Here is a 20,536-nt window from a genome sequence, read left to right on the forward strand (position 1 = left end):
GAGCGTCCATATAAAAGTGAGATAGCGACAGTGTGAGCACTGATTCACGCCACAGGCATATCAGGCTTGCAGCAGGGCCCGGGCAGCAGCGCGTGCTTCCTCGGTGATTGTATCACCTGCCACCATACGCGCGATCTCATCCACACGGTCCGGTTCCGCCAAGGGAATTACGGTGGACAGGGTTTGTCCCTTTGTCACCTGTTTCTGCACACGCCAGTGATGCGCGGCACGGGCGGCAACCTGAGGCGAATGGGTGACGACAAGAACCTGACCGCCCTGCGCCAATGACGCCAGCCTGCGCCCAACCGCATCAGCTGTGGCACCGCCAACGCCCCGGTCAATCTCGTCAAAGATCATCGTGCGCGCGCTGTCATCCCCAGTCAGACAGACTTTGAGCGCCAGCAAAAAACGGCTGAGTTCACCGCCCGATGCAATCTTGTTCAAAGGACCGGCCGGAGCGCCGGGATTGGTCGCCACAGTGAACGCCACTGCGTCAGTGCCTTCGGGTCCCGGTTCCGCCAAAGTGAGTTCGGTTTGGAACACGGCGCGTTCCATCTTGAGCGGGGCCAGTTCAGTCATGACGGCAGCATCAAGCCGCCCAGCAGCCGCCTTGCGGGCTGCGCTCAGCTCGGCAGCAGCAGTGTTATAGGCTTCCTGCGCCGCGTTCACGGCTGCACGTTTGTCCGCCAGATCGGCGTCACCCGCCTCCAACCGATTCAACCGGTCGCGCAGAGTGTCGGCAAATGTTCCCAGATCATCCGGTGATACATCATGCTTTCGCGCTTGTGCACGGATGGCAAACAGGCGTTCTTCGGCCTGTTCCAGTTCCGCCGGGTTGAAATCCAGCGCCTGAAGGCATGCATTCACGCCGTCCTGCGCCTCGCCCAGTTCGATCATCGCCCGCCCTAGCGCGGCAATCGGTTCTTCCAATTGACCACCTGCGTTGTCTGACACGCCTTCCAACCAGCGGATCGCGTCAGACATTGCACCTTCAGCCCCATCCCCGGATAACAGCGCGAAAGCGCGGGCGACATCATCCCGGATGCGTTCGGCCCCTTGCATCATGCGGCGGCGGGCATCCAGTTCGGCATCCTCGCCCGGTTGCGGATCAAGCTGCTCCAGTTCGGCCACAGCGTGGCGCAGGAATTCTTCTTCGCTGCGGACAGCCTCCAGTGCGGCCTCGGTTTCGGCCAGGGCTTTACGCGCACGGGACATCTCGGACCAGGCCGCACGCACTTTGGCCAAATGCCCCGATACATCAGCGAAATCGTCCAGCATCGCCCGATGCCCGCGCGGGTTCAGCAACCCACGATCGTCATGCTGTCCATGTAGTTCGATCAGGGTTTCGGACAATGCGCGCAGCACTTCGCCCGAGCACCGCCGATCATTGACCCAGGCGGTCTTACGCCCCTCGGCAGTGTTGACCCGACGCAGGATCAGTTCTTCGCCGCCCGGCAAGCCGGCTTCAGACAGAATCGCATGAGCGGGATGGTCGGTGGAGAGTTCAAACTCGGCGACGACCTCGCCCTGTGCTGCACCCTGCCGCACCAATTCGGCCCGTCCGCGCCAGCCCAACACAAACCCTAGCGAATCCAGAAGGATCGATTTGCCAGCCCCTGTTTCCCCGGTCAAAGCGTTCAAACCCGGTTGGAAGGTCAGTTCCAACCGGTCGATGATGAGCATGTCGCGGATATCTAGGGCGCGCAGCATCGGGTCTTTAGCGTCCCAAGCCAGAAGCCATGGCGATTACAACCATTCACCCTTGATGGTCTGACGATAGATCGTGCTGAGCCAGTTGTTGCCACGGCTCTTTAGATCAAGACCGCGCGACGTCAGCAGCTTGTAGGCATCGTCATACCATTCCGAGGACTGGTAGTTATAGCCAAGGATGGCACCGGCTGTCTGCGCTTCGTCCAGCAGGCCAAGGGACAAATAAGCCTCGACCAGACGATAGAGCGCTTCAGCGGTGTGAGAGGTCGTCTGGAAATCTTCAACAACAACGCGGAATCGATTGATCGCTGCGATGTAGTGATCCTGACGCAGGTAATAGCGCCCGATCTCCATCTCTTTGCCTGCCAGATGGTCAAAGGCGAGGTCGAATTTCAAAACCGCCGAGGTGGCATATTCGCTGTCGGGATACACCTCGATCACGGTGCGCAGCGATTGCAGTGCCTGAAAGGTCAGGCCCTGATCGCGCCCGACCTCATCGATCTGATCATAGTAGCTAAGCGCCAGCAGGTATTGCGCGTAAGCTGCGTCTTCATCCGTGGGGTAGAAGTCGATATATCGCTGCGCCGCGGCCCGGCTTTCTTCATAGTTCTTGTCCGAGTGGAACGAAAACGCCTGCATGATCAGCGCACGTTTGGCCCAATCGGAATAAGGATACAGGCGTTCAACTTCCGAAAAATACCATGCCGCATCGTCCGAGCGATTCTGCGACAGTTCGTATTCACCACGGGTGTAGATCTGTTCCGGCGTGAACCCTTCAAGGTTCTGGCTCCGGTCAGCGCCTTTGTTGCCGAAAAGGCCGCCTCCGTTACCACACGCTGTCAAAACTGCTGTCAGAAAAATCGCGCCTGCGAGTCTGACTGCCGCTTTGCTGCCAACCATACCGCCCATCCTTGTCGTCTTACTTAATGGGGTTCGCCCCGAATTGAGCCATGGTCTAGCACAGAAAATTCCGGTGCAAAACGCCTTATGCAACATCTGGCGCAAATGTCGTCAGAGTTGATCTGATCAGGCGACTTCCGGAATTTCGTTTACAATAAGCCCCTGCCCCGGCAGACGTGCGGCCTGCTGCGGCGTGCACAGCACCGGACGCACCGCACCGGGTGTCTCGAACAGGTTGCGCAGAAGGGTGTTGGTCAGAGAATGGCCCGACTTGTTACCGGTAAAGTGGCCCAGAATCGGACCACCTGCCAGATAGAGGTCACCCAGAGCATCCAGCATCTTGTGACGCACAGCTTCGTCGGCGCGGCGGAAACCACCGGGCGTCAGCACCTCGTCGCCCTGAACTACAACGGCATTGTCCAGCGTACCACCCAAGGCCAGCCCGTTGGCACGCATGGCTTCGACATCCGTGCGACGGCAGAATGTACGGCAATCGCTGAGTTCGCGCGCAAAGGAACCGTTGCGCATATCCAGCGTTTTGGTCTGGCTGCCGATTGCGCTGTCTTCGAAATCAATGTGGAAGTCGATGATCAAACCGTCGGCAGGAACGATACTGGCATCCGCGCCTTCGCGCGACGCGGTCACGGGCTTCAGAACCTCATAGGCCAGAACCGGGCTGGCTTGACGGCGCACGCCTTTTGCCATGATGCCACGCACGAAGTCGATCGAAGACCCGTCCATGATCGGCACTTCGGGACCATCAATCTCGATCAGCGCGTTGTGTACACCACATCCGGCCAATGCGGCCATGATATGTTCAATGGTCGAGACCGAGACGCCTGAGTCATTCACCAGTCGGGTGCAGAGCGGGGTACGCTCGACCGCATGGTAAATGGCGGGGATCATTGCATCGCCCAGATGAATATCCGTACGTTTGAACCAAATCCCATGCCCCGCCGCAGCAGGCTTGAGAACCATGGTTGCGGGTTGGCCGCCATGCAGTCCAACGCCTTTGAACGTGACCGGAGATTTGAGCGTATGTTGCAAAATGGGCCTCGGTGAGCAGTGTCCAGCCTGCGAGGGCTGTGTTGGACACTCAGTTAAGGAAGCCTGCGTCAAGGCTCAACTCACTCTTTGTAACCGAATGAAACATGTATGTAACAGATCGGCAAAACCCTGCTTACATATTCGTAAACCACCATTTCTAAACGATAAAGGGCCGCTAAGAAGCGGCCCTGTGAGTGGATTTTGTTACCGCGATCAGTTGGCTTGGCGGCGCAGGAAGGCAGGAATTTCGATACGATCCTGCTCGGGATCGGCCTCATCCTGGACCGGCGCGGTGGCCTCGGACTGGCGCAGAACCGGTTGCTGACGTGGTGCTTGCGCCGGTGTATCCGCAGCATGACCGGTCATCCGATCGATCAGACGATTGAAGCCAAAACGCGACCGCTCTTCAGGTTCGGGCTGCGAAACGGCCTCGGGCTGACGCGGTGCAGCCGGACGCTGCGGCGCAGACGGAACCTTTTGTACAGCCGCCTGCAGACGCTGCAGCGCTTCAGGCGACGGTGTCCCTGCCGCATGGCCGCGCGGGGCGACAAAGCTTTCGGGCGCGGGTTCGACGTGTTCGGGCTGCGGCTCAAAGTCGGCGACGCGCGGCTGGTACGCCGGAGGCGGCAGATCATCCTCTTCCCGCTCGTCTCGCGGCTGGAACTGCGGTTGCGCAGGCTCTTCCGCTGCCTCAAACAGCGAAGGTTCACGAGGCTCTTCCATCTGAGGCGCGGCTTCTACCATTTCGGCTGCAACAGGTGCGTCTTCCTGAATGTGCTCTTCCGCCGAAACGGTGCGTGTCAGGGGCTCGGACATTGACCGACGCGCAACAGGTACATCCACGGGTTTTTCGCTGGCGTCGATACCGGTCGCAACGACCGATACACGCATGCCGCCTTCCATGGCTGTGTCCAGCGTCGACCCGACGATGATGTTTGCTTCGGGGTCCACTTCTTCGCGAATGCGGTTGGCCGCTTCGTCCAGTTCGAACAGAGTCAGGTCGTGGCTGCCGGTTATGTTGATCAACACGCCCTTCGCGCCTTTGAGGCTGATTTCGTCCAGCAGCGGGTTGGCAATGGCTTTTTCTGCCGCTTGAACCGCACGATCTTCGCCGGTTGCCTCGCCGGTTCCCATCATCGCCTTGCCCATCTCGTCCATTACGGCACGAACGTCGGCAAAATCGAGGTTGATCAAGCCTGGGCGAACCATCAGGTCCGTAACACCCTTAACGCCTTGATACAGAACGTCGTCTGCCATCGAGAAGGCTTCGGTAAAGGTGGTCTTTTCGTTGGCCAGACGGAACAGGTTCTGGTTCGGAATGATAATCAGCGTGTCGACAACCTTTTGCAGTGCTTCAACGCCGTCTTCGGCCTGACGCATCCGCTTGGCGCCTTCGAATTGGAAAGGCTTGGTGACGACACCCACCGTCAGCACACCCAATTCACGGGCGGCTTGCGCGATGATCGGTGCAGCGCCGGTGCCGGTGCCGCCGCCCATACCGGCGGTGATAAAGCACATATGCGCGCCTGCCAGATGATCGACGATCTGCTCGATGCTTTCTTCGGCGGCTGCCGCGCCAACGGTTGGACGGGCCCCCGCGCCCAGACCTTCGGTGACCTTCACGCCCAACTGCACGCGTGCCGAAGACTGGCTTTGCTGCAGCGCCTGCGCGTCGGTGTTGGCGACCACAAAGTCGACGCCGTCCAGCTGTTTCTCAATCATATTATTGACGGCGTTCCCGCCTGCACCGCCAACGCCAAATACTGTAATCCGAGGCTTCAGTTCGTCGTGCCCGGGCATCGAAAGATTCAATGTCATGCTCTGTCCGCCTGTATTTATGTCCCGCCAAAGCGGTGTTTTTCTTACCTATCCTTGTTCGATTCTAGCCGGATGATGCGAAAAGGTCACGTCAAAAATCGCGTTTTGCCACAAAATATGGAGGAAATAAGGCAGCAACCGGCGGCATTTCGCAGGCACTGCCAGATATAGCGGAAACATCGGCGACCATAACAAGACACCCATCACCCCGCGAAGGAATCCTCTCCTTCGCGCTCAGACAGACTATTTCTACACTGCGGAAAACTGCTCAGGTCCTGCCGCGAGACCTCTGACGGGCCCTGTGGATATTTTGAGGGATAAAACTGCGCGCCGCAACCGGAAACTTCAACTGGTCGGGGCGTTTGGACAGTTCAGGCTGCTTTCCGTGATACTACGCACTTCCTGAATTTCTCCGTCTGCAAATGAAGCCAGCCTCACCATCAGACGGCCTTCGTGCAAAAACGGCCACCAGCAAACCGGGATTCCGTCCGGATCGTTGTCATAAAGAAAGCAGATCTGACCGTTTGGCGTCGTGATTTGCCCATAAACACATCCCCGGCCCTCTTCCCGCCAAACCGAGACGCGACGGTTCAGAAATTGCTCGGTCCCGACCAGATCGCCACTGCGAATCTCGTAAAACGTAAGAGTTTTGCCGACCGCAGCGTCCAGAAACGCGTCTGGCGTGATCATACTCTGCGCCGTGGCCCAGCCAGGCAACAGGGCAGCGCCAAGCGCGGCCCAGCGCAAGTGCTTACCAGTTATCACGGAACCACCGCACTGCGCGTTTGAACGGGCGCGCAGCATAGGTGTCGACCGGGATCTCGAAATCCCACCATTCATCCTGAGGATGGGCCGCAAACAGGCTGAGACCCACGGCAGAGGAAAACGCAGGGCCCGTCGCCGATTGCGGCAGGCCATGCACACGCAACGGGCGTCCCAGACGCACGCGCTGTCCCAGAATGCGGGTGGCAAGTCCGTCCAGCCCCATGATCTGGCTACCGCCTCCTGTCAGAACGATTTGTTGGCTTGGCATATGTTCGAACCCAGCGGCGTCAAGACGCACGCGGACCTCTTCCAGAATCTCTTCGACGCGCGGGCGCATGATGCCGATCAGCTCGGCCCGGCTGACGGTGCGGCGGTCATGTTCCCAGTCGCCCGTGTCACCACCGATATCGATCATATCCCGGTCATCGGCCCCGGTTGCGTGCACGCCCCCGTTGAAGGTTTTGATCCGTTCGGCCACAGCCGCAGGCACACCCAGACCCATCGAGATGTCGCTGGTTACGTGATCGCCCCCCATACCGACGCAATCCGCATAGATCATGTGCTTCTTCATGAAGATCGACACGCTGGTGGTGCCACCACCCATGTCGATACAGGCTGCGCCCAGCTCCTGCTCGTCCTCGACCAAGGCTGAGATGCCCGACACGTATGCCGAGTTGGCAATACCTGCGAGCTCAAGATCACAACGCTTGATACAACGCACGATATTCTGGATCGCCATCGCGTCTACGGTCAACATATGCATGTCGACCGCGAGGCTTTGACCCATCTGGCCGCGGGGATCGATCAGACCCGATCGGTTGTCGAGCGCAAAGTTCACCGGCTGCGCATGCAACACCTCGCGCCCCTCACCGTAATCTGGCACGTCGCAGGCGTTCAGAACACGGCCGACCTCGGCCTCGGTCACAAGCTGACCATCAAGGTCGACTTGCGCATCCAACCCATAAGAGCGCGGATTGGCCCCCGAGAAACAAGCGATCACGTGATCGACGCGCATATCGGCCATCTTCTGCGCCGCTTGCAACGCGGTGCGGATGGCGCGTTCGGTTTCCTGCATGGCGGTGACTTCGCCAAATTGTACACCGCGCGAGCGCGTGGTCGCCGCGCCAATGACGCGGAACCCGGTCTGGCCAGCCATCGAACCGATGGTGTTGTCTTCACTCAGCCGACCCGTGCCGTCAAAACGCAAAACAAGGCAGGCGATCTTTGAGCTACCCACATCCAGAATGGCAATCACACCGCGTTGCAATGCCTGCCGCCGCATCTGACGCATAGCGCGTTGGGACTGATAAAGATCGGTCATCATGGTCGTTACTGCCCGTTACTCACGTTCACTTTTGTATTCCACCAGTCTTCGCTGGCGGCTTTGCTCATTCGGATGGTTGGACGCTGGCCAAGGCGCATATCGACTACGGCCACATCACGTTCCAGAAGGTCCTGCACTTCGTTGACAGCCAGCACGCGTTCCAGCGCACGTACCGGGCGGGTGGTCGGCAACATGATGCGCTGGCCACGGTCCAGAACCAGATCCCAGCGCCGCTCGCCCACGCGCACCAGCCCACGCACGCGGTTGCCCAGGCTGCGCGAGGTTTGAAAGATCTCAAGCGCTTCAGCGACATGGGCATCCGCGCCTTTGCCGGCGATCAAAGGCAGGTCTGAATGGTCCTTACGCGAAGGAGTCTCTTTGACGTGGGCTCCGGTATCATCCAACAATTCCAGCCCATCGCGGGTGCGCCAGACGATCGCTGGCTGACGCTCAACCACATCCACTTGCAGGATACCGCCCGGACGGATGCGCACGGTTGCGGATTTCACCGGGTCCAACCCGGTGATCGTATCGCGCATGTGTTCGACATCCAGATCCCAGGAACTGATCGGGAAATCCAGAGGCACGACCTCGCGGATGTCCTCGGACAAGCTGGTGCCAGCCCCATCAATGGCCATCAGATTGACCATGAACTCAGGACGTTCCTGAATCGAAGTACGGATATCGGCCACAAAGGCCGTGACAGCGTCCCGCCGCTCTGGCGAGGCGAAGTAAACCCCAACGGCCGCAGCAACAGCACAGATCGGCAAACCGACTTTGACACCCATGCGGATGCCCGGCGTGAGCATCCAGCGCTGAAGCCTGTAGCTCAGGCGCGACGGTGCCGGATCGCTGCGGCGTGCGGTGCGGGAAAACACCCGCGCCCCGCGCAGGCGCAAAATCGGCTCTGCTTCGTGCGTTTCCGTGTCTGCCGATGCGAAATCAGCATCCGGCCCCGCAAGCGATTTGGATCGATGGATTTCCAGTGAACGGCTGGCGGTCAACGGTCGCATGAGGCGTCCTCCACCATCCAGGCGCAAAGCTGGCCAAATGTCATGCCCAGATGGGCGGCCTGTTCCGGGGCCAGCGACGTGGGCGTCATTCCGGGTTGCGTGTTGGTCTCCAGCAGAAACAGACCATCAGCGCCCATGCTGTCATCCCAGCGGAAGTCGGTACGGCTGACACCCCTGCACCCCAACGCATCATGCGCGCGTACGGCGTAATCCATGCAACGATCAAAAATGTCTTGCGGAACGTCAGCGGGCAGAACATGCCAAGATCCGCCGGGTTTGTACTTGGCGTCGTAATCGTACCAGCCATCGTCCGTCATGATCTCGGTCACGGTCAGGGGTCGGTCCCCCATCACAGTCACGGTCAACTCGCGCCCGGCCACGTACTTCTCGACCATGACCTGATCGGGCATCGCTTCGTCCAGCTGCGGCGGACCATTGGCGTTTTCGTGCACGATGTAGATACCGACGCTGGAACCCTCATTATTGGGCTTCGCCACATAGGGCGGCTCCATCACGTGGACTTCGATGACTTCGACCTTTGGCACGATCACGCTGGGCACGATCGGCAAGCCCTCGGCCTGATACACTTCTTTGCTGCGCTGTTTATCCATCGCGAGAGCCGAGGCCAAAACGCCGGAATGGGTGTAGGGAATCCGCATCCACTCCAGCAGACCTTGCACACAACCATCTTCACCCCAGCGTCCATGCAGGGCGTTGAAAGCCACATCCGGTTTGATGTCCAAAAGGCGCGCATAAAGGTCGGGACCTGCGTCCAGTTCGACCACTTCAAAGCCTTCTCCCACAAGGGCGGCTGCGCATTCGCGCCCAGAGCTGAGAGACACCTCGCGTTCCGCCGAGGGTCCACCCATCAACACCGCCACTTTGGGGTTTGTCCTGCTCGACATTCCCAACGTGCGCCTCAATGTCCCCGGACCTTATGTGGTGGTCCGTACTGCGTTTATGCCTTTGATCCGTCGCCTGAATTAGCCTGTTATTGGTCTGACGGTTGGGGCTTTATTCTTTCAGCGGATCACCGACCCGCATGATTTCCCACTCTAGCGTGATGCCGCTTGTTTCGTAAACCTTTTTTCGCACTTCTTCGCCCAGACCTTCCAGGTCAGCGGCAGTGGCCGCGCCGGTATTGATCAGGAAATTCGAGTGTTTGGGGCTCATCTGTGCACCGCCCAGCGTCGCGCCACGCATTCCGGCGTCATCGATCACTTTCCACGCCTTGAGATCATGCACGTCATCCGCCTGCCCGGTCGACGAAAACCCAGCCGGATTGCGGAAAGTTGACCCGGCGCTGCGATCTTTAGTGGGCTGGGTTTCATCACGCTTTTTCAGTTGCGCTTCCATGCGGGCGTGAAGCTCTGCCGGGTCGCCAGAGGGCCCTTGAAACGTCGCCGATATCAACACGGAGCCTTCAGGCAGATCGGACTGGCGATAGCGGAAGTTCAGATCTTCGGGGGTCAGGTCAAGCAATTCACCCCGTCGGGTGACAATAGTCGCTTTACGCAAGACATCCGCCGTGTAGCTGCCATAACAGCCCGCGTTCATCCGAACTGCCCCGCCAACAGAACCGGGTATGGTGCGCAAAAAGGTCAGATCGACCCCGGCATCCGCTGCTTTACGCGCCACATGGGCGTCCAATGCCGCCGCGCCTGCGGTGACCGTGTTACCCTCGATCTCGATCCCGTTGAAACCGCGTCCCAAGCGGATCACCACGGCGCGCAAGCCACCGTCACGCACGATCAGGTTTGAACCGACACCCATTGGGAAAACCGGAACATCCGACGGAAGACCACGCAAAAACGTTTGCAGGTCCTCGACGTCGGCGGGTTGGAACAAGTAGTCTGCGGGGCCACCAACGCGCAGCCATGTCAGATCGTTCAGCGGTCGGGCCGGGGTCAGACGACCCCGAACTTCGGGCAGATTGCTCATGTGGTTGACTTTTTCGCCAGGCTGCGCCCGCCAACACCACCCACGATAACAGCAAGAAGGAACGGCAGGACCGATCCAGTCAGCCAGATGAAGGGACCAAATGCCTGCTCCTCCTCGCCCGTGCTGACGCCCGCCAGCAAAACGATCAGCGCCAACGCAACTGCCGAGGTCAGGCCGATGAGCCAAAACAATCCTCTGACACCAATCCAGAGCCCGGCAATAAGCCCGGCAACTCCGCCAAGTATCAAAGAAATGAGTGGCAAATAGGCGAATGTGGCAATATCGACCATGTGGCCTCCTGAATATGGCCGTTACTTGTTGGCCGTCTTCATGCCCTGCATTTTCGCTTTTGTCCAACGGCTCAGGTAAATCACCGGCCAGCGCAGCATCGACATGCCCATACCCAGCACCAACAGGCCGATCCACGGACCGTGCTGATATGTGACATAACCTAGAATCGGGATTCCCACGACAATCAGGACATAAGCACGTGTCCAGTGGTTATCCTTGCTGGGAACCATCGCAAGGATATTGGCGGACAACCCCCAAAGAGCGGCCAGAGCAAGGGACCAACTCATTCCGCCACCTCTCGGCCCGTCCATTTACGCCAGAAAAAGCGGATCGGATTGCGGAACATCGAAACAAAGCCGCCAAAAGCGAGAGCAGACCAAACCCAACCATGGTCATATCCCAACCAAACGATCAAAACCGGCGCACAAATCAAAAGGACAATCCCCGGTGGGAATTGCAGCCGCATTGGCATCATCGCCACAACAGTGGCACAGATTACCCAGAGGGCTGAAAAGATCACGGAAAAATCCATTTCCCCCTCCAAAGGATGGTGATGGCAGGTAGCAGGTCAATACATCCTATGGTTGCGCACCAACGACCCGGAATGTCAAACGGCTTGTTTTCTCATCAGTCTCTCTGGCAGACCATTGGCCCATGCACTGATGGTCCCCGCCCCAAGGCAGACGACCATGTCCCCTGGACGGGCTTGTTCCCGCACCAGACGTTCAAGATCGTTTTCGTCCAACAGCGCTCGTGCGTGGCGATGGCCGTGACGGATCAGGCCCTGTACCAGATCGTCGCGCGAGGCGCCTTCAATCGGGTCTTCCCCGGCGGCAAAAACCTCGGCGATGGCCACGACATCCGCATCGTTGAAACAAGTACAGAAATCATCAAACAAGTTGGAAAGACGTGAGTAACGATGAGGTTGGTGGACAGCGATGACACGACCTTCGGTTGCTTGGCGCGCAGCTTTGAGGACAGCAGCGATTTCGACCGGGTGATGCCCATAGTCATCGATGATGGTAACCCCATCGACTTCTCCGACCTTGGTGAAGCGACGATTAACGCCGCCAAAATTGGCAAGCGCATCACGGATCTCATTCGCCTTCATGCCCAAATGGCGGGCAACCGCCACCGCAGACAGCGCGTTCGAGACGTTGTGGTCCCCAGGCATCGGCAGGGTGCAACCTTCGATCACTTTATCTTCGTATTGCAGGTGAATGTCGAAATGCGCAACGCCGCCTTTGTAGGTCAGATTCTCGGCCCGCACGTCAGCCTGAGCATTGAAGCCATAGGTGCGTACACGGCGGTCCGTGATGCGCCCGACCAAAGCCTGTACCTCGGCATGATCCGTGCAACAAACGGCCAGACCATAGAAAGGCAGGTTCGAGACGAATTCGTGGAACCCATCACGCAATTTGTCGAAATCCCCCCAGTGCTCCATATGCTCGGGGTCGATATTGGTAACGATTGCGATGGTCGCGGGCAGACGATTGAACGAGCCGTCGGATTCATCCGCCTCAACCACCATCCATTCGCCCTGCCCCATGCGCGCATTCGAGCCATAGGCGTGGATGATGCCGCCATTGATCACGGTCGGGTCAAACTCACCCGCCACCATTAGCTCAGCCATCATCGTGGTCGTGGTGGTCTTGCCGTGTGTGCCCGCAATCGCGATGTTCGAGCGCAGGCGCATCAACTCGGCCAGCATGTCAGCACGCCGGACAACGGGCAGTCCTTGGGCGCGAGCCTCATCCAGTTCCGGGTTGCCGGGTTTGATTGCAGTCGAAACAACCACAACCGCAGCGTTTTCAAGGTTTTCAGCCCGCTGCCCGACGAAGATTTCAGCCCCCAAACCCGCCAGCCGGTCAGTGATCTTCGATGCCTTCAGGTCCGAGCCCTGCACCCGATACCCCAGATTCAAAAGCACCTCGGCGATCCCGGACATCCCGATCCCTCCGATCCCTACAAAGTGGATCGGTCCTACGTCTTGCGGCAGTTTGGTTGCAGGATTCATGCGGTCTCCTTCTGCGCCAGTTGTTCGACAAGATGCACCAAACGCTCGGTCGCGTCGGGGGCACCGGTCGAAAGGGCGGCATGGGCCATTTTCTGTGCGGCTTCGGGGTTGGTCAGAACCGTGGTGATTTGCTGCGTCAAGGCGCGAACGTCAAGCGCATTTTCAGGGATCATGATCGCACCGCCCGCCTGTACCAAGCCACGCGCATTGGCGGTTTGGTGGTCTCCGGCAGCGGCGGCAAAGGGGATCAGGATCGAGGGTCGCCCGATGACCGAGATATCGGCCACGCTGGATGCACCCGAACGCGAAATGACCAATTGGGCGTCCGACATGCGACGGGGCACGTCCGCGAAAAAGGTCTGAACTTCGGCGCGGATGCCATGATCATTGTAAAACGCTGTGACTCGTGCACTGTCCTCATCCCGGGCCTGATGTGAAACGCGGATGTGGTTGCGGATGTTTTCAGGCAAGGCGGCAATGGCCTCGGGCACCACGTCGCTCAGGATACGCGCACCTTGTGAACCGCCCATGACCAAAATCGACATCGGGTAATCGCCGGGTGGAATGTATCCTGCGGCGGCGCGGTCCAGAACGGCGGCGCGCACCGGATTGCCTGTGTGGACGCCCTGTGCCCCCTCGGGCAGATCGGTTGGCCAGACACCGCAAGCAACCTGTGCAACGCGAGTGGCGAACAGCTTGTTCACACGGCCCAACACACCGTTCTGTTCATGGATCATGCGTGGGATTTTCAGCAGCGTTGCCGCGCCCAGCGCAGGGATCGACGGATAGCCACCAAACCCGACAACCACGTCGGGCTTATCGCGCATCATCTGGAACGCCATGCTCGTCACGCCGCCCACGATCTTGGGGCCGACCAGCGCCTTGGCTGCTAAACCGCCGCGAGCAAAGGTGGCCGAGGACACCTCGGTAATCTCGGTCGCATCCGGGAAAGCGCCGGTATAGCGCGCACCGCGTGCATCGGTGGACAGGCGCACGCGCCAACCTTTATGAAGCAAAGCCTCGGCCAGGGCCTGAGCGGGGAACATATGCCCCCCGGTTCCACCAGCCGCAATTAACAGGTAAGGGTTCCCCATTATCCTCGTCCGCGCAGAATATCACCAAGCTCGCCCTGTGGACGGGTTCGGGTAAACGCCAGCAACATGCCGATGGCAATACCGCCCGCGATCAGCGACGAGCCGCCATAGCTGACAAAAGGCAACGTCATGCCCTTGGCGGGCAACAGGCGCACGGCGACGCCCATGTTGATCATCGCCTGAACGCCGAACATACAGGCCAATCCGGTGCCTGCCAGACGAATGAACATGTCGCGTTCGCGCATCAGCCGCAGCAACGAGCGCACGACAATCAACGCATAGAGCGCGATGATGATCAGCACCAGGATCAGGCCGTATTCCTCAGCCGCGACAGCAATGATGAAATCGGTATGGGCATCAGGCAGGGACCATTTCACTTGCCCTTCCCCGACACCAACGCCGAACAACCCGCCTTCGCGAATGGCGTTGGTGGCATAGCCCAACTGGGTGGTCGGATCGACCTCTTGATTCAAGAAGCCATCGATGCGGCGGGCAAAGTGTTCGGAGTTTGAATAGGCAAACATACCAGCCAAAACGACCGCCCCCGCCATGCCGACGAGCAAAAGCATCGGGGCGCCCGCCACGAAATACATCACGCCCCAGCCGAACAGGATCAGGCAGGCCTGACCGAAATCGGGCTGCATCACCAACATCCCGACGATCGACATGCACAGCGCGAAGGACCAGATACGCCCAGGAGGGCCATTGATCTCTTGCGAGGCCGCCAGCAACCACGCGGCCACGACAATGAAACCGGGCTTCAAGAATTCGGACGGTTGCAGAGAGGCAAAGCCCAGCGAATACCAGCGGACAGCACCTTTGCCAAAGTCGGTTCCGAAGACCGGAAGGAAGACCAGCGCCACAAATGACGCCAGAAAACCAAGAACGGCCAAGCGCCGAACCAGCGTCGGTGACATCATTGATGTCAGCAACATCGCAATCAGCGCCAATCCGCCGAAGATGGCCTGACGCTCGACATAATGGAAAGGATCGAACCCGTTGCGCCCGGCCAGCGGCGGCGATGAGGCCAAACCCAACAACAGACCGATGGTGAAAAGGATCAACACGCAGGACATCGTCCAGCGATCAATTGTACGCCACCACTTTGGTAGAATCGGTTCTCCGCGCTGGTCCTGGACCGCGCCATACACCATCTCAGTCATGAGATACCGCCACTCTCTGCCTCGTTAACGTCCCGTTTTCGGGATCTGGTTGAGAGTCTACATGGAATTTGGTGTTTGGGCTAGTGGAATGAGGGCCGAGCCGGATTTTCGGCCCTCACGTTGTTCAGTTCAGAAAACTAGACTAACGACAGCATCAGCTTGACGTCCAGCAAACCCGCCTGTCCAAACAAATCGTCCTTGGGCGGCGTTGGGGTGCCGTTGATCGCGTCCTGCTGTAAACTGGTCGTGCCATTCAGCCAATACCAGTGCGACGTATCAAACCTGGAGTTGCCGGTTAGAGAGGTGAATTTTCCTTTGATTGCCGGGCCTTTCAACACATTGGCTGATTTACGCTGCATCATAGCGATCACGCCCGCCACGAGCGCGGACGCCCCAGACGTGCCGCCAAATTCGGTATACAAGCCAGCCGGATCGTCAGCAGCTTTGGCACGAGTTTCCACTGGCCCTGCAAGCGAGCCTTCGACATAGCCGCGTGGGCCGGGTGCATCCAGTGTGATCAGCCGTTGAGACGCATAGGGAACCGAAGGTATCTTGGCAGTACAAGAACCCGGGGTTTTGTGCAGATCTTCATCCCAATGAAAATCGGTTGCAGGGGCTGCGTCCCGGTCGAGTCGTATCTGATGCCGATTATAAACCTCTCCATCGTCCGAAGGTGCAACGACCGTCAAATGCGAAGAGTAGTTCGAATAGCCGGACCGATAAGCGTTATAGCTCACTGCTCCTACTGATATGACCCCGTTATTGGGATCGGACGACATTTTGGCCGGATAAATCAATTCGCTGCGCCCGTCATTTCCGGCGGCGCAGACCACCGGAATTTCCAGGCTGACCCATTCAATAACCTTCTTCAACAGCCGCCAAGATGCATCAATGTCAATCGCGTCCTGATCCGGTTCACCCGGCAGGGTCTCGTGAAGGCGGGTCTTTTCATTCGCATCCAGGCTGGGATACCCAGACCAATGCTCTGGGTCCGCCGCATCCCGCGGCAATAGGATCACGTGCACCTTTTGTGCATAGGCGTATAGAAAAGCTGCGATCAGTTCTTTAGGACTGGGCGATATCGAGGTGGTTATTGGAATCACTTTGCTTAGGGGGTCGACACCGAAATAGGCTGCGATATTGCCCGTGTTTCCGTATTGATCCCCGATATAAGCGGTACCGCTGGTCAGACCGGCGCAACTTGTTCCGTGGGCCGCATATCGGTCGTCATACGCTTGGACGTAACGCTCAACGCCACACCCCGCGCGGATTTCGTCAACGATCGCCCGCTCGTCAGCGTTAAGTCCTGCGATGGTTGCTCCGGTCGGTATTGAAGCGAGCAACGCCACTGGCTTTTCAACATGCCGGTCGCTGGCCGGAACCGCGCCCAGATCGACATATCTGGCCCCGTATGGATGGCTTGCCAGATCAATTGCCTTGTCCCACAGAATCTGGTCCGTATCCGTCGACATGGGCGGTGCCACAAGGTTCGGATGATAAGGTGCGACACCCATGTCGATCAAACCAATATGGGCTTCTCGTTTGCTGTCGGGAAAGTCCCATTCCACACTGCCGATTTCCGGGCATCCCTGAGAACTTGCCGGAGGTGTCTGCACTGTGATCGCTTTGATCGCGACCAGATGCCAAAGATAGTAGTAACGTTTATAGTCTTCCTGACCCATCGTCATCTTGGTCACTCCCCCTATTTCTCAACCCAGCCATTCGTCCTGAGCGGCATCCATCAGCTCATCCAGAACCTCGGCCACATACGCAACTGTCTTGCGGGCCAATTCCCGCCCCGCGGCAGTATCGCTGGGATAGTGCAGACCGGCCCATTCGCGATTTTCCGCAATGCGCTGCGCCCTGTGAAACAAGGCAATGGTGCCCGGATGCTCTGGTAGGATACGCGAAAACATCTCGGCTATGGCGAAGGATTGGAACGAGTGGTTCGAAGGGTAAGCCGCGTGATAAGGCACTGCGATGTAGGGCCGGATCAAAGGCTGGATGATGTTCGGACGCTGCCTGCTGAAACGGTTCTTGTAGGTCAGCCCGATCTCGTTCGTCAGTTCCAGCAAGATCACCATCAGTGCATGGGTTGCGCCGAAGCCTCCGTCGTCCTCGATACCCAAAGGTGAAAGGTAGTCATCAATCCCGAAACTGGCCTGCGCTACAATTTCTTCTCGACGCAGCGCCTGGTTGGCGGTTTTCAATTCACCTTGCAGTTCCAGCAGGTATTCCGTCTCTTTCAAGCTGTCATCCGGCCCCGGCGGAGGCAGAAGGTCGATATTTTCCCAGATTTTACCCTTTACGTGATCCAAAAAGGGGATACCGATCTTGCACAGGCGGCGCATGTCGCGCCAGCCGAATGCGGCGTCACTTCCGTCAAAGGCAAAGTCACTGCGATTTCTATTTCGATTGCGGTTTCTGTTCCGGTTGCGGTTGCGATTGCGGTTTCTGTTCCGGTTGCGATTGCGGTTTAAGGCAAAGGCCGCGCTTTGGCTGAGTGCAATAGATGCCGCGCCCAAGGCCGATCTGTTTTGAATTTCGGCATCCAGCGCCTTAATCACCGCATCGCTCTTACTGATCCGAGCGACACCATCGCCACTTGCCAGATAATTGGCAATTTCAGCAATGCCATCAGGATTAAGAAGATCAGGTCTCAGAGCGCTGATAGCTTCGCTGAACGCCAGAAAACTCTTGCTTTGCGCTTTGTAGAAAAACTCTTCCACATCGGCCCTTGGATCATCGGCACCAAGACCAATGTTCATCAACTCTAATACTGTGCAAGAGATCAACTCACCACGTCGCGCAAGCATGCCAAACGCGTTCAGCGTGTATTTGTAATCCATATTGTCCCCCTTCCGAAACTCTTAAACTTGTTGTGGCAACCCGATCCGTGACAGGCCGCTTTCCATCAGATGCGCGCTGAACCGGGTCGGCACCGGGAAGCGATCCTGCTGAATGCAGGCCAGTGACATGTCGGGCTCCAGGTTGATCAGCCGCTTCAAAGCCTGCTCCCCCATCTGGCGGTTGCCCGCATGTCCGTAAGCCGCCGCCAGATAGCGCATGACGGTTTTGAACTGCGGCTGAACTTCCATCACGGATTCACCAAATTCGATGGACTTCTCAAAATCGCCATTGACCAGCGATGCAACGCAGGCTGCACCGTCGAACAGATGCCGATACGGGCTGTGACGCCCAACCAATCTGGCCTGCTGCGCAGCTTCCCGCGCCATCGCGGGCCGGTCAGTATAGCAGTAGAGCATGGCAGCCGAATCCCAGCTCATGGCGCGATACGGGCTAAGCTCCAGTGCACGGTCCACCAGATCTTGCGCGACCGAAAACTCACGGAACACGTAGGAATGCACATGGGCAACAAGACCTAGCACAGTGCCATTATTGGGGTCAGCCTCGACAGCGCGGCGGGCCAGGTCGCGCGCCTGCGCCTCAAGCGTGGCGTCCCAAGTGCCATATCGCTCGCCGACCTTGAACGTGGTCACATAGGCCAGCCAGGCCAGATAGACCGGCTTGGGGTCAAGCTCGTACGCGGCCAGGATGTCGGCTTCCAACTCGTCCAACCCCGGCCCGCTCATCGTCAACAGATGATGCACAGCCGCAACCGCCGTCTTAGCGGCATGATGCGCTGCCGGATCACGCATATGACGCCCGTTGAGCAGAGCGGTAAGCAATGCATCAGTGGCATAGCTGATAAAGGACGTCAGGCCAGAACAGTTTTGTCCCAGAAAGTCACCCTGATCAGCCACGACGTTCTGGCTCCAGATCACTTTCCGGTCTTCAGACCTCATGGCAGTGGCGGACACTTGCAGCATGTCACCGCAACTCGCAGCCCGGCATTGCAAGAAAAGATCAGGCCCCCTCGTCAAAGGATCGGTCGGGAGCGGGATCTGTGACACCCGGTAATCCTGCACTTCAAGCGCTTCGATCTCGATCAGCGATTTTGACAATTGTTCTGCAACGATGTTGGAGACAAAAGTGGCCGTCTCGGACCCTGCCCCCACATCCGGAGACAACAGACCAACCACAAAATTCGGACGGGGGTGTGCAATCGAAGACGGCAGTGAAACACGCGCAGGCTGGCTTGTTGGTACAGGCATGGGGCCTGCTGCTGATGCCTGCTCAAGCGCACCCTCTATCGTCGCCCGCGACACCGTGAACAGCTCAAGCGAAGCGCCGATATTCTTGAGCTTGGGACGGCCGACAGAGTTAAAGAGAAAGTCGTTTCGCCCGCGCAATGCATTGCGCACAACGCTTGAAACCAGAACTTCGCCGGGCGAACCCACACTTTCGATCCGGGCCGCCGTGTTGACCGCGTCACCAATAATCTGCTGATCGACTTCAAACGTGTCACCCAGATGCACGCCGATGCGATACCCTTTGGCATACCGCTCGGGGCTTTGGGTCAGCACCTCCTGCACCCCCAATGCAGTTTCCACCGCAGCACGCGCGCTTGGGAACACGGCGCACAGGCCGTCACCCGTCAGGCCCGTCACGCAGCCGCGAAAGCTTTGGACCAGTTCACTGGCGCAATTCAGGTCGCGGCGGATGGTGGCAAGAGTTTCAATTTCAGCTTCGCGTACTTCAACTGAATAGTCGCAAGCATCCAAAAACAGAATGGCCCTGAGCTGTGCCTTAGGCAATTCGGTTGGCCTGTATAGATTCAGGTTTAATCCCATGATCGTATCTCTGACTTCTTTAACCAATTGGGATGCACCGCCCCAAGAATGATCAGGCTGCATCCGATGCATGCGTGGCGCTGATCCGAAGGTTGTGCTCGTTTCGGCGCCGTCTTTTTTTTCGCAGGACCGACCCTTGGTCTGGATGGGCTTCAAAAGGCGTTGTCGGCCTGACAGAGAATTTCGGTTTCTAAAATGCGTTAAGTTCAATCCAATGCACCTTATTGTATGTGTTTTGTGAACTCTCGTCGACTTAATTTTGCCTTACACTCTCAAACCGGACTTTTTCTGACGGCTCTGAGTGGGGTGGCAGACTAGTCGAGATTGGCCAGAAAAGACGAATCTTTCCCGCAAAAGGCGTTTAATTGCCGCTTAGACACTGATGGACAGTATTGAGAACGAGCCTCAGAAACCTCAACGCTACTAATGCCTTGCACAACCAACTCCCGTCACAACCGAACAGGAAAACCCAATTGTTGTGTAGTGTTATGCTACCTTCCTGATGCAAACAAAAGGGACAGATAACGTTCTAAACAAGTGTCTTATTGCTTCGGTAGAACTTACCAATGTCTCAACTATAACGAATGTATAGTTTACCGCTCGCAGTTTATTTCGAAATGACCCAGATGCTCTCGCGGACCCGTTCCCAAGTTGCACAACGCAGTAGGAACATTATTGCTTGTTCAACAGCTCGAAAAGTGGCGCGCGTGGTTCACTGAGAATCGTTAATCCTGCAACGAAATTTTGACGCCGCAACAG

At 57.9% G+C, this 20,536-nt stretch carries 18 protein-coding genes; all 18 read right to left on the reverse strand.

Annotated elements, in window-relative coordinates; translation table 11 throughout:
* Positions 1 to 60: 60 nt before the first annotated feature.
* The 18 genes from recN to GOV90_RS11975 all read right to left on the reverse strand — a co-directional run bounded on the left by recN (position 61) and on the right by GOV90_RS11975 (position 19,777).
* Positions 61 to 1,710: a DNA repair protein RecN gene (gene recN / locus GOV90_RS11890; RefSeq protein WP_171092287.1), complete on the reverse strand. Its 1,650-nt coding sequence runs from the start codon at positions 1,708 to 1,710 to the stop codon at positions 61 to 63.
* A gap of 36 nt (positions 1,711 to 1,746) precedes the next feature.
* A complete protein-coding gene (locus tag GOV90_RS11895; protein ID WP_171092288.1) occupies positions 1,747 to 2,610 on the reverse strand; it encodes an outer membrane protein assembly factor BamD in 864 nt (287 codons plus the stop codon).
* 126 nt (positions 2,611 to 2,736) lie between these two features.
* Positions 2,737 to 3,657 carry a UDP-3-O-acyl-N-acetylglucosamine deacetylase gene (gene lpxC, locus GOV90_RS11900; RefSeq protein ID WP_171092291.1) on the reverse strand — a complete coding sequence of 307 codons (921 nt, stop codon included), beginning with the start codon at positions 3,655 to 3,657 and terminating at the stop codon, positions 2,737 to 2,739.
* Positions 3,658 to 3,870: 213 nt separating this feature from the next.
* Positions 3,871 to 5,475 (reverse strand): cell division protein FtsZ, encoded by a 1,605-nt coding sequence (ftsZ, locus tag GOV90_RS11905; protein WP_171092293.1) that lies wholly within the window; start codon positions 5,473 to 5,475, stop codon positions 3,871 to 3,873.
* Positions 5,476 to 5,820: 345 nt separating this feature from the next.
* Positions 5,821 to 6,240 carry a hypothetical protein gene (locus tag GOV90_RS11910; protein WP_171092295.1) on the reverse strand — a complete coding sequence of 140 codons (420 nt, stop codon included), beginning with the start codon at positions 6,238 to 6,240 and terminating at the stop codon, positions 5,821 to 5,823.
* Positions 6,227 to 7,561 (reverse strand): cell division protein FtsA, encoded by a 1,335-nt coding sequence (gene ftsA, locus GOV90_RS11915; protein ID WP_171092297.1) that lies wholly within the window; start codon positions 7,559 to 7,561, stop codon positions 6,227 to 6,229. Before ftsA ends, GOV90_RS11910 begins: the two co-directional genes overlap by 14 nt.
* An 8-nt stretch (positions 7,562 to 7,569) precedes the next feature.
* Positions 7,570 to 8,577 (reverse strand): cell division protein FtsQ/DivIB, encoded by a 1,008-nt coding sequence (locus tag GOV90_RS11920; RefSeq protein WP_171092299.1) that lies wholly within the window; start codon positions 8,575 to 8,577, stop codon positions 7,570 to 7,572.
* Complete coding sequence (locus GOV90_RS11925) at positions 8,565 to 9,482, reverse strand: D-alanine--D-alanine ligase (protein WP_171092301.1); 918 nt, start codon at positions 9,480 to 9,482, stop codon at positions 8,565 to 8,567. The genes GOV90_RS11920 and GOV90_RS11925 overlap by 13 nt, the downstream gene beginning before the upstream one ends.
* Before the next feature lie 109 nt (positions 9,483 to 9,591).
* Complete coding sequence (murB, locus tag GOV90_RS11930) at positions 9,592 to 10,518, reverse strand: UDP-N-acetylmuramate dehydrogenase (RefSeq protein ID WP_171092303.1); 927 nt, start codon at positions 10,516 to 10,518, stop codon at positions 9,592 to 9,594.
* Positions 10,515 to 10,808 carry a hypothetical protein gene (locus GOV90_RS11935; RefSeq protein WP_171092305.1) on the reverse strand — a complete coding sequence of 98 codons (294 nt, stop codon included), beginning with the start codon at positions 10,806 to 10,808 and terminating at the stop codon, positions 10,515 to 10,517. The genes murB and GOV90_RS11935 overlap by 4 nt, the downstream gene beginning before the upstream one ends.
* 21 nt (positions 10,809 to 10,829) lie before the next feature.
* Positions 10,830 to 11,096 (reverse strand): DUF2484 family protein, encoded by a 267-nt coding sequence (locus tag GOV90_RS11940; protein ID WP_171092307.1) that lies wholly within the window; start codon positions 11,094 to 11,096, stop codon positions 10,830 to 10,832.
* Positions 11,093 to 11,341, reverse strand: coding sequence for a DUF2484 family protein (locus tag GOV90_RS11945; RefSeq protein ID WP_171092309.1), 249 nt, complete (start codon positions 11,339 to 11,341; stop codon positions 11,093 to 11,095). Before GOV90_RS11945 ends, GOV90_RS11940 begins: the two co-directional genes overlap by 4 nt.
* Positions 11,342 to 11,416: 75 nt before the next feature.
* The gene (murC, locus tag GOV90_RS11950; RefSeq protein ID WP_171092311.1) at positions 11,417 to 12,826 is read right to left on the reverse strand and encodes a UDP-N-acetylmuramate--L-alanine ligase; all 1,410 of its coding nucleotides are present in this window, start codon (positions 12,824 to 12,826) and stop codon (positions 11,417 to 11,419) included.
* The gene (locus GOV90_RS11955; protein WP_171092313.1) at positions 12,823 to 13,920 is read right to left on the reverse strand and encodes a UDP-N-acetylglucosamine--N-acetylmuramyl-(pentapeptide) pyrophosphoryl-undecaprenol N-acetylglucosamine transferase; all 1,098 of its coding nucleotides are present in this window, start codon (positions 13,918 to 13,920) and stop codon (positions 12,823 to 12,825) included. Before GOV90_RS11955 ends, murC begins: the two co-directional genes overlap by 4 nt.
* Positions 13,920 to 15,083 (reverse strand): putative lipid II flippase FtsW, encoded by a 1,164-nt coding sequence (gene ftsW, locus GOV90_RS11960; RefSeq protein WP_171092315.1) that lies wholly within the window; start codon positions 15,081 to 15,083, stop codon positions 13,920 to 13,922. The genes GOV90_RS11955 and ftsW overlap by 1 nt, the downstream gene beginning before the upstream one ends.
* 137 nt (positions 15,084 to 15,220) lie before the next feature.
* On the reverse strand, positions 15,221 to 16,771 hold the full coding sequence (locus GOV90_RS11965; protein WP_253284665.1) for a S8 family serine peptidase: 1,551 nt from the start codon (positions 16,769 to 16,771) through the stop codon (positions 15,221 to 15,223).
* Positions 16,772 to 16,792: 21 nt separating this feature from the next.
* Complete coding sequence (locus GOV90_RS11970; protein ID WP_171092319.1) at positions 16,793 to 17,932, reverse strand: phosphatase PAP2 family protein; 1,140 nt, start codon at positions 17,930 to 17,932, stop codon at positions 16,793 to 16,795.
* A 21-nt stretch (positions 17,933 to 17,953) separates the two neighbouring features.
* Complete coding sequence (locus GOV90_RS11975) at positions 17,954 to 19,777, reverse strand: adenylate/guanylate cyclase domain-containing protein (RefSeq protein ID WP_171092320.1); 1,824 nt, start codon at positions 19,775 to 19,777, stop codon at positions 17,954 to 17,956.
* Positions 19,778 to 20,536: the final 759 nt, after the last annotated feature.

Source organism: Ruegeria sp. HKCCA5929 (assembly GCF_013034525.1).
Classification (GTDB): domain Bacteria; phylum Pseudomonadota; class Alphaproteobacteria; order Rhodobacterales; family Rhodobacteraceae; genus Ruegeria.

Coding starts and splice junctions, on each gene's coding strand:
- recN (WP_171092287.1), bottom strand. CDS start 1,710: ATGCTGCGCGCCCTAGATATCCGCGACATGCTCATCATCGACCGGTTG.
- GOV90_RS11895 (WP_171092288.1), bottom strand. CDS start 2,610: ATGGTTGGCAGCAAAGCGGCAGTCAGACTCGCAGGCGCGATTTTTCTG.
- ftsZ (WP_171092293.1), bottom strand. CDS start 5,475: ATGACATTGAATCTTTCGATGCCCGGGCACGACGAACTGAAGCCTCGG.
- ftsA (WP_171092297.1), bottom strand. CDS start 7,561: ATGACCGATCTTTATCAGTCCCAACGCGCTATGCGTCAGATGCGGCGG.
- GOV90_RS11920 (WP_171092299.1), bottom strand. CDS start 8,577: ATGCGACCGTTGACCGCCAGCCGTTCACTGGAAATCCATCGATCCAAA.
- GOV90_RS11925 (WP_171092301.1), bottom strand. CDS start 9,482: ATGTCGAGCAGGACAAACCCCAAAGTGGCGGTGTTGATGGGTGGACCC.
- murB (WP_171092303.1), bottom strand. CDS start 10,518: ATGAGCAATCTGCCCGAAGTTCGGGGTCGTCTGACCCCGGCCCGACCG.
- GOV90_RS11935 (WP_171092305.1), bottom strand. CDS start 10,808: ATGGTCGATATTGCCACATTCGCCTATTTGCCACTCATTTCTTTGATA.
- GOV90_RS11940 (WP_171092307.1), bottom strand. CDS start 11,096: ATGAGTTGGTCCCTTGCTCTGGCCGCTCTTTGGGGGTTGTCCGCCAAT.
- GOV90_RS11945 (WP_171092309.1), bottom strand. CDS start 11,341: ATGGATTTTTCCGTGATCTTTTCAGCCCTCTGGGTAATCTGTGCCACT.
- murC (WP_171092311.1), bottom strand. CDS start 12,826: ATGAATCCTGCAACCAAACTGCCGCAAGACGTAGGACCGATCCACTTT.
- GOV90_RS11955 (WP_171092313.1), bottom strand. CDS start 13,920: ATGGGGAACCCTTACCTGTTAATTGCGGCTGGTGGAACCGGGGGGCAT.
- ftsW (WP_171092315.1), bottom strand. CDS start 15,083: ATGACTGAGATGGTGTATGGCGCGGTCCAGGACCAGCGCGGAGAACCG.
- GOV90_RS11965 (WP_253284665.1), bottom strand. CDS start 16,771: ATGACGATGGGTCAGGAAGACTATAAACGTTACTACTATCTTTGGCAT.
- GOV90_RS11970 (WP_171092319.1), bottom strand. CDS start 17,932: ATGGATTACAAATACACGCTGAACGCGTTTGGCATGCTTGCGCGACGT.
- GOV90_RS11975 (WP_171092320.1), bottom strand. CDS start 19,777: ATGGGATTAAACCTGAATCTATACAGGCCAACCGAATTGCCTAAGGCA.